This is a genomic window from Cellulosimicrobium funkei, from assembly GCF_900155925.1.
GTDB classification, from domain to species: domain Bacteria; phylum Actinomycetota; class Actinomycetes; order Actinomycetales; family Cellulomonadaceae; genus Cellulosimicrobium; species Cellulosimicrobium funkei.
The window spans coordinates 316,670-328,986 of record NZ_FTMI01000003.1 but is presented as its reverse complement, the minus strand read 5'-3'; the positions used below and the strand labels follow the sequence as shown (position 1 = coordinate 328,986).

The window sequence follows — 12,317 nt, the reverse complement described above, 5'->3', positions numbered from 1 at the left end:
GCGGCCCGCTCGACGGGTCGCCCCGGACCTCGGACGATGGACCCAGGACCACCGGCCGGGAGGGGACCGTGGGCTGGTACACCGAGCACGTCGTCGACACGGGCCGCGCCCCGGCGCTGTTCGCGCTCGTCGGGTTCGTCGTGACGTTCGTCGTCGTGCGGTCGATCACGCGCCGCATCCGCGCCCGCGCCGCGGCCGCCGCGGCGACGACCACGGGGGCGCCCGGGCACGAGCCCGCGGACGACGCCCCGCCGCCCTCGCGGCGGTCCCTCCTCGGGGACGTGTCGATCGGGGGCGTCCACGTGCACCACCAGGTGTGGGGCATCCTGCTCGTGCTGCTGACCGGCATGCTCGAGTTCCGCTACTCCCCCGGGCACCCGTGGTCGGAGGTGCTCGCGCTGCTGTTCGGCGCGGGCGCCGCGCTCGCGCTCGACGAGTTCGCGCTGTGGCTCTACGTCGACGACGTCTACTGGGCAGAGGAGGGCCAGCGCTCGATCGACGCGATCCTCGTCGGCGGGGCCCTCGGCGGAGCGCTGCTCCTGTCCGCGTCACCCATCGGTGTCACGTCGGACGACGCGTCCGGCGGCTGGCTCGCCTACACCGTGACGGTCGTCGTGCACCTCGCGCTCGCGTTCGTGTGCGTCCTCAAGGGCAAGCTCGCGACGGGCCTGGTCGGCGTGGTGGTGCCGGTCGTCGCGCTCGTGGGCGCGCTGCGGCTGGCAAAGCCGTCGTCGTTCTGGGCCCGACGTCGGTACGGTCGCCGGCCGCGCCGGCTCGCCCGCGCGCAGGAGCGCTTCGGGGCGCGCTACCGGGCGCGCAGGGAGCGCGTGCGGAACCTCGTCGGCGGCCGCGCCGACGACGACCCGCCGCCGGCGTAGGCCGGGGTCGTCAGGGCAGGTCCGGCGCGGCCCGCACGACGGCGGCCATCGCGGCGGTCGCCGCGGCGTCGGCGTCGGCGTGCCGCCAGCCCGGGCTCACGGCCCGCGCGTGGTCGTTGAGGGCGGCGAGCACGTCGAGCACCGCGACGCCCAGGGCCCGCGCGTGAGGGGTGAGCCCGCCGCGGATCTTCAGCTGACCGAGCACGATGGCGATCTGCGCGCGGGCCTCGGCCGCGAGCGCCGCCTCGTCGACGTCGCCGCCGCGGAGCCGGTCCGCGACACCCTGCCGCCCGGACGCCCAGACGTCCTCGGGGACGCCGAGGTCCCACGCCGCCAGGAGGCCGTCGACGAAGGCGGGAAGCGCGTCGTCGCGCCCGTCGGCGGCGTACCACTCCTCGAGGTCGCGCAGCGCGTCGTGCCCGGAGTCGTTGCCGAACGGCGCGAGGTCCTCGCCCTCGTCGTAGAACGGCTCCGGCGCGAGGGACACGAAGGCGGGGTGGCTCGTCGCGGGCGACAGACCCTCGTCGGGGTCGTCGAGGAACAGCGTCATGGGGGCGACCCTAGACCGGCGCGGGGCGTGCCGTCGTACGCGCCCGTCGTCGGGACCGCGGCGCGGGCCGACGGTCCGGCGCCGCGGGAATCCCCTCGATGCGCAGGCCACGCACGTGCCAGGGTGGGCGCATGACCGACGCCACCGACGTGCGCCCCGACGCCCTGGAGCGGGTCGCGTGGCCCGTGCGGACCGCTCGCCTGACGCTGCGCCGCGCCCGGCCGGACGACGCCGACGCGTTGTTCGCCTACCGCGGCCTGCCCGAGGTGGACCGGTGGCTCACGCAGCGGTTCACCGCGGTCGAGGAGTGGCGCGAGCACCACGCCGAGCCGGGCCGGCTCGCGACGACCCTCGTCGTGGAGCGCGAGGGTGCCGTGGTCGGCGACCTCTACCTCGCGGTCCGCGACGGCTGGGCGCAGCGCGACGTCGTCGACCGTCCGCACGACGACGAGGCCGAGATCGGCTGGGTGCTCGACCCGGCGCACCAGGGGCAGGGCTACGCGACCGAGGCCGTGCGGGCGCTGCTGCGGGTCTGCTTCGAGGACCTCGGCCTGCGGCGCGTCGTGGCGAGCGCGTTCCTCGCGAACGAGCCGTCGTGGCGGCTCATGGAGCGCGTGGGGATGCGGCGCGAGGGCGTGGGGGTGCGCGACTCCCTGCACCGGGACCTGGGCTGGGTCGACGGCGTCGTGTACGCGCTGCTGGCCGACGAGACGCGCGCGGGCGCTTGACCCTGACGCGACGTCAGGGCGCAGGCTGCCCGCATGACCGACACGTTCCCCGCCTTCGACCTCTCCCCCGTCCCCGTCCCGGGGCCAGACGCCGTCGCCCCGGAGCCGTTCCGCGGCATCTACGGGATGCCGCAGTTCGTGACCGTCCCGACGGACGACCTCGCGGCGTCCGTCGAGCTCTGGACGCACGGGCTCGGGTTCTTCGACCTGTTCTCCGTGCCGGGCGGCATGGTGCACCTGCGCCGTTGGGCGTTCCAGGACGTGCTCCTCGTCCCGGGCACCCCCGCGCCCGACCTGCCGGCCCTGACGGTGAGCTTCTCGTGCGTGCTGTCGCAGGTCGACGCGATCGTCGCCGCGTGCGAGGCGGTGACGCCCGGCTGCACGACGGGCCCGCGCGAGATGCCGTGGGGTTCCGTCGAGGTCGAGGTCCGCACGCCGGAGAACGCGCGCGTCGTCATGACGGCGGCACGCCCGTTCGTCGCCGGGAGCGACCCCGCCCGGTTCCTCGAGGGCATCGGGATCGAGGCGCCCGCCCCGTGAGCACCGCGGCTCCGCGGTGGACACTGGGTCACGTGACCACCGACCCGATGCCCGGCCGCGGCGCCGACCCGCTGACGGTCGGCGACGCAGCCGCGGCGGCGGGCGTCACCGTCCGGACGCTGCACCACTGGGACGCGGTCGGGCTCGTGCGCCCCTCGGCACGGACGCCGGCGGGCTACCGGCTCTACGCGGCGGCCGACGTCGCACGGCTGCGGCGGGTGGTGGCGTACCGGGAGCTGGGCGTGGCGATCGAGGACGTCGCGGCGCTCCTCGACGCGACCGGCGACGAGGCGGTGGACGCGCTGCGCAGGCACCGGGCGCTGCTCGGGGAGCGGATCGCCCGGATGGAGCGCACCGCCCGCGCGCTGGACCGCCTCGTCACGGCGCGCGAGCGCGGGCTCCTGCTCACGCCCACCGAGCAGGTGGCGCTGTTCGGCGAGGGCTGGGACCCGGCGTGGCCCGGGCAGGCGCGCGCGCTCTGGGGCGACACCGCGCAGTGGGCGCAGTACGCCGAGCGGTCGGCGGAGCGCACGCCCGAGGACTGGCAACGCCTGGCCGACGACGTCGCGGCCCTGGAGGCCGACCTCGCGGCGGCGTGCCGCGCGGGCGTCGACCCCGCGTCGGCGCGGGCGGCCGCCCTCGCCGAGCGGCATCGAGTCTCGATGGGCGCGCACTTCGACTGCCCGCCGGCGCGGCACGTGTGCCTCGCGCGGCGGTTCGTCGACGACGCCGGGTTCCGTGCCCACTACGACGGCCTCGCCCCGGGCCTGGCCGCGTGGCTGCGCGCCGCGGTCGAGGCGAACGCGCGCTCGCACGGCGTGGACCCGGCGACCGCCACCTGGGACTGACCCCCTGCGCCGTGCCGCACGGGACACGGCGGACGGGGAACCGCGGACGGGCGCGCGACGGGCGCCTCGGGAGGCGCGACGAGCGCTCCCGGCGGACGGGCGTGCGAACGCGGCGCCGGGGTGTGAGGCTGAGATCCCCGCCGCCGCACCACCCTCCCAGGAGCCCCGCATGCCCGCCACCCCCGCCCCCACGGCGGGCCCCTCCCTCGCCGCCCCGGCACGCGGCGCGATCCTCGCGGGCGACGCGGTCCGGGCCGGGGCCGCGCTCAGCGTCGTCGTGGCCGGCGCGACGCTCGACGGCGTCGGCGTCGCGCTGTTCCTGCTCGTGCTCGGCGGGACGATGGTGCCGCGCGCCCTCGGGGTGACCGGCGTGCTCGACGTCGGCTACGGGGCCGCGCTGCTCGCCTCCGCCTGGGCCGCCCAGCTCGAGTGGTACCGCGCGGTGCCGTGGCTCGACCTGCCCGTGCACGCCGTCTGCACCGGTCTGATCGCGGCGCTCGCGACGGTGACGCTCGTCCGCGTCGGGGCGCTGCCCTCCCCGCACGCCGACGACCGACCGTGGCGCACGGGCGTCGCCGTGGTGACCACAGGTCTCGGGGCGGTCCTCGCGATCCTGTGGGAGCTGGGCGAGTGGGCCGGGCACACGTTCCTCGACGACCGGATCGGCGTCGGCTACGGCGACACCGTCACCGACCTCGCGACGGGGCTCCTCGGCTCGGTCGTCGCCGGGATCCTCCTCGCGCGCGGCACCGCGGTCCGCCAGGACCGGCCGTGACGCCCCGCACCGCCCCGACCGTGTCGGTCGTCGTCCCGGTCCGCGACGACGCCGCCGCGCTCGACCGCTGCCTGGCGCGCATCGCGCGGCAGACCGTCGCGCCGCTCGAGGTCGTGGTCGTCGACAACGCGTCGCGCGACGACTCCGCGCTCGTCGCGCGCCGCTGGGGCGCCGTCGTCGTGCGCGAGGAGCGCGTCGGCATCCCGGCGGCCGCCGCGACCGGGTACGACGCCGCGCGCGGCGACGTCATCGCGCGACTCGACGCCGACTCGCTCCCCGACCCGGGGTGGGTGCAGCGCGTCGTCGACCGCATGGCCGCCGACCCGACGCTCGACGCGATGACCGGCACGGGCACGTTCGACGACCTGCCGCGCGGTGCGCGCGCCGCCGTGGCGATCGCCTACCTCGGCGCGTACTACGTGCTGTGCCACCTCGCGCTCGGCCACACCGCGCTCTGGGGCTCGTGCATGGCCCTGCGCCGCTCGGCGTGGACCGCCGTGCGCGACGCCGTCGTGCGCGACGACCCGGAGGTGCACGACGACCTCGACCTGTCGTTCCGCCTCGGCCCGGGCCGGCGCACGGTGCTCGACCGGTCGTGGCGCGTCGGGGTGTCGGCGCGCTCGCTGCGCGGGCGGCGCCAGCGCCGTCGCCGCATGGACCGCGCGTGGCGCACGCTGCGCCTCAACTGGACGGTCGCGCCACCGTGGGAGCGGTGGCGCGACCGCTGGCGCTGACGCGCACGGACACCGCCCCGCGCGCGACCGGTCGGCGACAGCCCGGCGACAGGCCCAGCGCTCAGTCCGCGCTGCCGCGCCAGGTGCGCCGCCGCGTCGCGCCCGGGGCCTCCTCGCGGTCGAGGCGGGCCAGCAGCGCCGCGAGCGCCGCGGCGATCGGCTGCCCCGTCGCGTACTCGACGAACAGCCACTGCCCGGCCGGGTTGATCTCGAGGAACACGTAGTCACCCTCGGGCGTGCGGCGCAGGTCGACCGCGCCGTACCAGAGGCCGAGCACCTCCATGAGCCGCAGGAGCGCCGTGGCGACGTGCTCGGGGAGGTCGTGCACGGACGTCGGGCAGTGGTGGGTGTCGACGCGGAAGTCGTACGCGTACGCCGACTCCTCGGTGCGCAGCTCGGCCGCGAACAGCTGCGTGCCGACGATCGTCACGCGCACGTCCGACCCCGCGACGGCCTCCTGGAAGATGACCGGCGCGTACCGCACGCTCTCGATGAGCGCGAGGTCCGAGTCCCGCACGGGGCGGGTCTCGCGCCACGTCGCCGGCGTGCCGCTGAACGGCTTGAAGATCACGCGACCCGGTTCCCGGTGCAGGAACTCCCGGGCGCGTGCCGGGTCGTTGGTCATGCACGTGCGCGGCACGCGCAGCCCGAGGCGCGCGGCGACCTGGAGCTGCCACATCTTGCGGGAGCCGGCCTCGTCGCGGTCCGGGTCGTTGACCCAGGTGGCGGGCAGGCACGACCACAGCCCGGACACCGCCGCGGCGACCTCCCCGTGGGCGAACCCGCGGTCCTGGGCGGAGCGCAGGTCGTCGTGCAGCGCGAACGGCTGCGGTCGGCGCCACCACACGGCGCGCAGCGTGGTGGTGTCCACCGCGCTCACGCCCTCGGCGCTCGTGTCGACCCAGTCGGCGCGCCACCCGGCGGCGTCCTGGGTCGAGGTCAGCGCCACGTCGCGGGGCGCGTGCCCCGTGTCGAGGAGCGCGTGGGGCGCGCCGAGCGCGTCCAGGTGGCGGACGACCTCCGTGGTGTGGAGGTCGTCCGCGTGCGACACGATGCCGATCATCGCGGGCTCCCGGTCCGGTCCGTGGGCGAGGTCGCCCGGGTCACTGCCCGGCCTGGAGGGTGGCGAGCGTCGCCTCGACGGCCTCGAGGGTCGCGCGCGCCTCGGCGACGGCCTCGACGAGGGCGCCGACGACGTCGACCGCCTCGCCCGGACCGTCCTCGTCCACGAGCGACTCCGCGCCCTGGACGAACGGCCGCGCCCCGGCGAGCACGCCGGCCTGCACGAGCCGCCCGATCGCGGGGTTGACCACGGGGTCGAAGACGTCGCCGGGGTCGACGATCCCCTCCTGGAGCGTGTCGCCGGGTCCGGAGCCGACGTCGCCCGCGATCCCGGTGCCGACGGGGTTGTCCGCGGCGAAGCGGGTGTCGCCCTGGAAGACGGAGTCGAGGGCGCGCGGCGTCCCGCCCTGGTCCCGGAGGAACGACGTCCCGATCTGGTCGGCGACCGTGTGCGAGTCGGCCTGCCGGATCGTCAGCACGTCGACGGCGCGCGCGGTGTCGGCGCCCAGGAGCGTGCCGACCTGGTCGGCGGCCTTGACGGTCGCGATGACGTCCTGCGCGAGGGACGTGAAGCCGTCGTCGGCGGTCGCGGTGCGCGCCCCGTGCGGCAGGGCCTGGAGCGTCGGCGACACGGCACGGATGCCCGCGATCGCCGTGCCGAAGTTCGACCCGGTCCCGGCCGCGTTGCAGCCGCCGTTCGTGTGGACGCCGACGAGCTCGCCCGCGGGCCCGAGGATCCCGGACCCGGAGTTGCCGCCGAGCGTGTCGATGTCGTCGTACCGGATCTGGTTCGTCGTGACGACCGTCGCCGGGCCGGCCTCGACGCGCTTGGGCATCCCGGCGGGGTGGCCGATGATGGCGAGCATGTCGCCCACGGCCGGGTTGGCCGTGGCCACGGCCGTGAACCCGTAGGTGCTGCCCGGGTTGCCGCCCACGCGCACGACGGCCATGTCGAGGCCGCCGAGCCGGTACTCGACGAGCGCGACGATCGGGAAGCTCTGCTCGGTGCGCAGGACGCCGGACGGGTCCACCTGGAAGAGCACGTTGATGTGCATGCTCGTCGCGATCTGCTGCGGCGTGAGGACCTGCATCGACCCGTTCTGGCGGGGCAGGACCCAGCCGTCGGCGCTCTGGTCGAACAGGTGGCCGCACGTGAGGACGAGGTCGGGAGCGATCAGGGTGCCGCTCCCCCAGCGCACGCCGTCGACGTTGCCGGGGTTGGTGAAGACGCCGCCGAGCCCCGCGTTCCACTGGACCTGCACGGCCTGCTTCTGGTGGGCGTCCACGTACGCGCGCGTGACGCCGAGCGTGCCGTCGTACTGCTCGACGGGCTGGGAGTCGTCGGTCGCGCCGCAGATGGACTCGAGCATCTCCGCGTACGTGGGCTCGTCGCCCGCGATGGACTCGAGCGTCAACGGGATGCGTTCGGGCAGCGGCGGGTAGAGCGCGTCGACGGTGTCGGGCGTCTGCGGCACCTCGCGCCGGCTCGGCTTCCGCGGTGCCGACTTCTTGCTTCCGGGCATGGGTTCCCCCTCGGTTCGGTCCCCCTGCACCTGGAGAGAGGAGCGCACCTCGCGGCTCGTACAACCGACACGCCGAGGCGCACACCGTCGAAAGTGTGGCGCTTCTCACTCCACGGCGGGAATCTAGGACGCGCCGACAACTTTCGACCAGGGGGAACAGTGCACGCAGCGACCACGACGACGCCCCCGACCGCATCGCTGCGGCCCGTGGCCTGGCTCTCCGCCCTGGCTCTCCTCGCCGTCCTGCTCGTGGTCGGCTCCCCGCCCGCCCACGCGAAGCCCGACCCCGACGGGGTCGGCGCCGGGCCGCGGGGTCCTTTCACGGAGATCTCGATCACCGGGTTCGGCGCGGGACAGGCCGTCACGGGCTTCACCGCACCCGCCGGGTTCGACCCGCTCGCCGGGTATCCCGCGGACGTGCCCGCCGGATCGACCGCCAACGACGCGGAGTTCGCCGGGGCGATCCAGGTCACGGACACGGCGTCCGGCCAGACGACGTTCACCTACTGCATCGACCTGCTCACCGACACGCGGACCGGGGTCAACTACGAGATCGGCACCTGGGACGAGGCGAACGTGCCCAACCTGGGGTACGTCGGCTACATCCTCCACAACTACTACCCCGTCACGAATGAGCCCGCGGCCGCCCCTTCGGCGAACGCCCGCGCCGCCGCGGTCCAGGCCGCGATCTGGTTCTTCTCCGACGAGTACGTGCTCGCGACGACCGACCCCGTGCGGCAGTACACCGCGCAGATCGTCGCGGACGCCATCGCGAACGGGCCCTCGCCCGAGCCCACGCCCCCGCTGCTCGAGGTGACGCCCGAGAACCTCGCCGCACCGACGACGGGCGACATCGTCGGGCCCTTCACCGTCGAGGCCGGCGGGCCCGCGACGATCCGGTCGTTCGGCGCCGAGGTGTTCACCGACCCCGAGGGCACGGACCTCCTCGCCGACGGCGCCACGGTCCCACCCGGCGCGACCCTCTGGGCGCGGCTCGCCGGGGACACCCCGCCGTACGGCTTCGTCCTGGAGAGACAGGTGACCGTCCTCGAGAGCACCGTCTATCTCTACGACGGCACGAACACGGGCCGCGACGAGGCGCAGAAGCTCGTCCTGGCACAGCCGACGGAGCTGACCCGACGAGCCGGCGCGCTGCTCGAGCCGTTCGCCGCGGGCAGCCTCGAGGTGACCAAGGTCGTGACCGGCGACGGCGCCGGGCTGCAGTCCGACGTCGTGCTCGACGTCGTGTGCACGGCGCCGGGCGGTGGCGAGACCGTCGAGCGGACGGTCACCGTCCCGGCCGGAGCCGCCGCGGGCGAGCACACGGAGGTCGTGAGCGGTCTGCCCGCCGAGTGGACGTGCGTCGTCACCGAGAGCGACGACGGTGACAACGGCCGCGTCGTCGTCACGGGGACGGACATCACTCCGGAGTCCGTCATCATCAGCAACGGCGACACCACCACGGTGACGGTGACGAACACGTACGTGGTCGCCACGGGCGGGCTGCTCGTCCGCAAGGCCGTCGACGGACCTGCCGCCGGCTCCCAGGGGCCCATCACCCTCGCCCTGACGTGCGACGACCCGGACGGCGCGTTCGACCAGGAGGTCGAGCTCCCGGGCGGGCTGACGGGCGCGGACAACGTGGCCCTGGAGCTCGACGGCATCCCCGCAGGCACGACCTGCACGGTCACCGAGACCGTCGACGGCAGCACCGCGACCACGCTCCTCACCCGGACCGTCGTGGCACCCGAGAGCGTGACGGTCGCGGAGGACGAGACGGCGGAGCTCGTCGTGGCGAACACCTACGACCGGGCCCCGACGCCCACCTCGGCCCCGACACAGCCGGCGACGGCGGGCCCCGGCGGGCTCGCGTCCACCGGCGCGGACGCGGCCTCCCTCCTCGTCCTCGCGCTCCTGCTGGTCCTGGGCGGCACCGCGACGGTCGTCCTCCTGCGCCGTCGGGCGTGACGTCGCCGACTCCTGGTGCGCGAGCACGGGACCGGCGACCGGATCGGGGCAGATCCGGTCGCCGGTCCCGTGCTCGCCGGCGGGTTCTCCCGGTGCAGGAGGGGCCAGGGTCCGGGGTCAGCGGGGCGCTGCGACGTCCAGCACCCAGGTCACGCCGAAGCGGTCGGTGAGCATGCCGTACACAGGCGCCCAGTCGGACGACGCGAGCGGCGCGACGACGGTCGAGCCGTCGGCGAGCGCGTCCCAGTAGCCGCGGACCTCCTCGACGTCCTCGCCGCGCACGGACACGAAGAACGGCGCCTCGCCCGGGCTCCACGGCCGGTCGGCGGGGACGTCGTAGGCCATGACGCGGAACCCGCTCGGGGCACTGACCTGGCCCCAGACGACGAGGTCGGCGCCCGCCGGGTCGGCGGCCTGGCCGAGGTCGCCGTACGTCGTGACGACGAGCTCGCCCCCGAACACGGACCGGTAGAGCTCGAGCGCGGCACGGGCGTCGCCGCGGAAGTTGAGGTGCGGGGTGGTCTGGACGGACATGGGCTCTCCTCGGGAGGCTCGTGGCCCGCGACGGTCGCCGGGGGCCGTGCGCCGGGCCGTCGGCCCGTGCGCACCCCACGACTCTCGCGCTCCATCAGGACGGATCGTGTCCGCATTCTGCGCGAGCATGGAGCCATGACCGAGACCTCGCGCCGCACCCTCCTGCTGCTCGCGCTGCTCCAGGCACGCCCGGACCGCACGGGCCCCGAGCTCGCCGCGCGCCTCGGCGTCGACGCCCGCACGGTGCGGCGCGACGTCGACCGGCTGCGCGAGCTCGGCTACCACGTCGTCGCGACGCGGGGACGCGTGGGCGGCTACCGCCTCGACGCGGGCGCCGAGCTCCCGCCGCTCCTGTTCGACGACGAGCAGGTCGTCGCCCTCACGGTCGCGCTGCGCACGATCACCGCGAGCGGCGTCGGCGACGACCTCGCGGAGGCCGCCGTCCGCGCGCTCACGACCGTGCGGCAGGTGCTGCCCGCCCGGCTGCGGCACCGCGTCGACGCGGTCGACGTCACGACCGTCGCTCCGACACCTGGGCGCCCGGCCGTCCGGCTCGACCTCGACGTCCTGCTCGCCGTGAGCGCGGCGGCGCGCCGCCGGGAAATGCTGCGCTTCGACTACGCGGCCGTGGCGCTCGACGCGCCACCGGAGGCGATCCCCGACGTGAGCCCCGGCGCGACATCCGGGACGGTGCGACCCGACGACCCGCGCGCCGGCGTCCGGCAGCCGCGCCGTGCCGAGGTGCACCACGTCGTCGTGCACGACGGGCGCTGGTACGCCGTGGCGTGGGACCTCGACCGCGACGACTGGCGCACCTTTCGGCTCGACCGGATGACGCCGCGCACTCCGACGGGACCACGGTTCGCTGCGCGCGAGGTGCCCGGCGGCGACGTCGGCGCGTTCGTCGCGGCGCGCTTCACGGGCGCCGTCGCGGGCCCCGTGCCGCCCGCCGGCAGCACGACGGCAGGCAGCACGGCGACGGGAAGCACAGCGCACCGGGCCTCGGGCACGGCGGCGACGTCCAGCAGCCCGGGGGCCTGGGAGGCACCGGCCACGCGGTGGCCGTGCGAGGGCTGGGTCGAGCTCGCCGCCCCGGCGCGCGTGGTCGCACCGTTCGTCGAGGACGGCGCGGTCGAGGCCGCGGGCCCGGAGCGCTGCCGGGTCCGGCTCGGGTCGTGGTCGTGGGTGGCGCTCGCTGCGCGTGTCGCGGCCTTCGACGCCGACCTGCTCGCCGCGGGCCCGGCCGAGCTCGTCGCCGCGTGCGACGCCGTCGCCCGGCGCCTCGGTGCGGTCGCCGCGTCGTGACGGTCAGTCGGGCACCGCGCCACCGGTGAGGTTGACGATCGTCCCCGTCATCGCTGCGGCGCGGTCGGACGCGAGGAAGGCGGCGGCCTCGGCCACCTCCTGGACCGTCGGGAGCCGCCCCCGCAGCGTCCCCGCGGCGAGGGGGCCGTCGTCGAGCAGCTCCTGGACGGTCTGTCCCGCCGCGGCCGCGGCGGGCGCGAACAGCTCGCGCGTGTACGAGCCGTGGGCCGGCCCGTCGAGGACGGCGTGGGGCCGCAGCCCGACGACCCGCACCCCGGCCGGGGCGAGCTCGGCCGCGAGGAGCCGGGTGAGCGTCTCCTTGCCAGCCGCGCTCACGCCGTGCCCGAGGATGCCCGGCACGACGAGCCGCGCGCCCGGCTCGGACAGCGTGAGGAGCACTCCGGGCCGGTCGCGCGCGAGGTAGGGCGCCACGGCCCGGCTCGTGAGGAACAGGCCGCGCAGGAACCCCTCGACCGGGCGCCAGAACTCCTCGAACGAGAGGTCCCCGAGCAGGGTGCCCTGGTCGTGGGGGACGCTCACCGCGTCGAGCACGACGTCGATCCCGCCCGCGGCCGCGGCGACGGCCGCGGCGTGGGCCTCGACCGACGGCTCGTCGAGCACGTCCAGTCGAGCCGTCTCGGCGCGGCCGCCCGCCGCGGCGATGTCGCGCGCGACGGCGTCGAGACGGTCCTGCGTGCGGCCCGCGAGGAAGACCCGAGCCCCCTCCCGCGCGAAGGTCCGCGCCACGGCCCCGCCGATCGCGCCTCCGCCGCCGTAGACCACGGCGACCCTGTCCTGCAGCAGTCCGGTCATGTCGCCCTCCCGGTGCGTCCCGTCGAACGGGTCTCGGTCCCGCCGGCGCGACCCGCGAC

13 protein-coding genes are annotated in these 12,317 nt (G+C 76.1%); 8 read left to right on the top strand and 5 right to left on the bottom strand.

Features of this window, described 5'->3' with window-relative positions; translation table 11 throughout:
• The first annotated feature begins 68 nt into the window (after window positions 1–68).
• Window positions 69–878: a hypothetical protein gene (locus BXA05_RS09630; protein WP_076404833.1), complete on the top strand. Its 810-nt coding sequence runs from the start codon at window positions 69–71 to the stop codon at window positions 876–878.
• A 10-nt stretch (window positions 879–888) separates the two neighbouring features.
• Here the strand turns inward: BXA05_RS09630 and BXA05_RS09625 are convergent, their stop codons facing one another.
• Window positions 889–1,428, bottom strand: coding sequence for a hypothetical protein (locus BXA05_RS09625; protein WP_076404832.1), 540 nt, complete (start codon window positions 1,426–1,428; stop codon window positions 889–891).
• Window positions 1,429–1,559: 131 nt separating this feature from the next.
• Between BXA05_RS09625 and BXA05_RS09620 the strand changes: the two genes are divergently transcribed.
• The 5 genes from BXA05_RS09620 (at window position 1,560) to BXA05_RS09600 (ending at window position 5,053) form a co-directional block, all read left to right on the top strand.
• Window positions 1,560–2,156, top strand: a complete 597-nt coding sequence (locus BXA05_RS09620; protein WP_061268453.1) for a GNAT family N-acetyltransferase — start codon at window positions 1,560–1,562, stop codon at window positions 2,154–2,156.
• A gap of 33 nt (window positions 2,157–2,189) precedes the next feature.
• Window positions 2,190–2,696 (top strand): VOC family protein, encoded by a 507-nt coding sequence (locus BXA05_RS09615; RefSeq protein ID WP_061268454.1) that lies wholly within the window; start codon window positions 2,190–2,192, stop codon window positions 2,694–2,696.
• A 32-nt stretch (window positions 2,697–2,728) separates the two neighbouring features.
• Window positions 2,729–3,544, top strand: a complete 816-nt coding sequence (locus BXA05_RS09610; protein ID WP_244550430.1) for a MerR family transcriptional regulator — start codon at window positions 2,729–2,731, stop codon at window positions 3,542–3,544.
• Window positions 3,545–3,713: 169 nt separating this feature from the next.
• Entirely contained in the window at window positions 3,714–4,319 is a 606-nt protein-coding gene (locus BXA05_RS09605; protein ID WP_244550429.1) for a DUF2238 domain-containing protein, read from the top strand.
• On the top strand, window positions 4,316–5,053 hold the full coding sequence (locus tag BXA05_RS09600; RefSeq protein ID WP_076404831.1) for a glycosyltransferase family 2 protein: 738 nt from the start codon (window positions 4,316–4,318) through the stop codon (window positions 5,051–5,053). Before BXA05_RS09605 ends, BXA05_RS09600 begins: the two co-directional genes overlap by 4 nt.
• Window positions 5,054–5,114: 61 nt before the next feature.
• Here BXA05_RS09600 and BXA05_RS09595 read toward each other — a convergent pair whose 3' ends face one another.
• Window positions 5,115–6,116 (bottom strand): MvdC/MvdD family ATP grasp protein, encoded by a 1,002-nt coding sequence (locus BXA05_RS09595; RefSeq protein ID WP_061268456.1) that lies wholly within the window; start codon window positions 6,114–6,116, stop codon window positions 5,115–5,117.
• A 40-nt stretch (window positions 6,117–6,156) separates the two neighbouring features.
• Window positions 6,157–7,638: a trypsin-like serine peptidase gene (locus tag BXA05_RS09590; RefSeq protein WP_076404830.1), complete on the bottom strand. Its 1,482-nt coding sequence runs from the start codon at window positions 7,636–7,638 to the stop codon at window positions 6,157–6,159.
• A gap of 159 nt (window positions 7,639–7,797) precedes the next feature.
• Here BXA05_RS09590 and BXA05_RS09585 point away from each other — a divergent pair, with 159 nt between their 5' ends.
• The gene (locus BXA05_RS09585) at window positions 7,798–9,606 is read left to right on the top strand and encodes a DUF5979 domain-containing protein (RefSeq protein WP_143311116.1); all 1,809 of its coding nucleotides are present in this window, start codon (window positions 7,798–7,800) and stop codon (window positions 9,604–9,606) included.
• Between the two features lie 117 nt (window positions 9,607–9,723).
• On the opposite strand, the gene BXA05_RS09580 is transcribed toward BXA05_RS09585, so the two are convergent.
• The gene (locus BXA05_RS09580; RefSeq protein ID WP_076404828.1) at window positions 9,724–10,140 is read right to left on the bottom strand and encodes a VOC family protein; all 417 of its coding nucleotides are present in this window, start codon (window positions 10,138–10,140) and stop codon (window positions 9,724–9,726) included.
• Between the two features lie 135 nt (window positions 10,141–10,275).
• Here BXA05_RS09580 and BXA05_RS09575 point away from each other — a divergent pair, with 135 nt between their 5' ends.
• Entirely contained in the window at window positions 10,276–11,445 is a 1,170-nt protein-coding gene (locus tag BXA05_RS09575; protein WP_076404827.1) for a helix-turn-helix transcriptional regulator, read from the top strand.
• A gap of 3 nt (window positions 11,446–11,448) precedes the next feature.
• Here the strand turns inward: BXA05_RS09575 and BXA05_RS09570 are convergent, their stop codons facing one another.
• Window positions 11,449–12,258, bottom strand: coding sequence for an SDR family NAD(P)-dependent oxidoreductase (locus BXA05_RS09570; RefSeq protein WP_076404826.1), 810 nt, complete (start codon window positions 12,256–12,258; stop codon window positions 11,449–11,451).
• Between the last annotated feature and the right edge of the window lie 59 nt (window positions 12,259–12,317).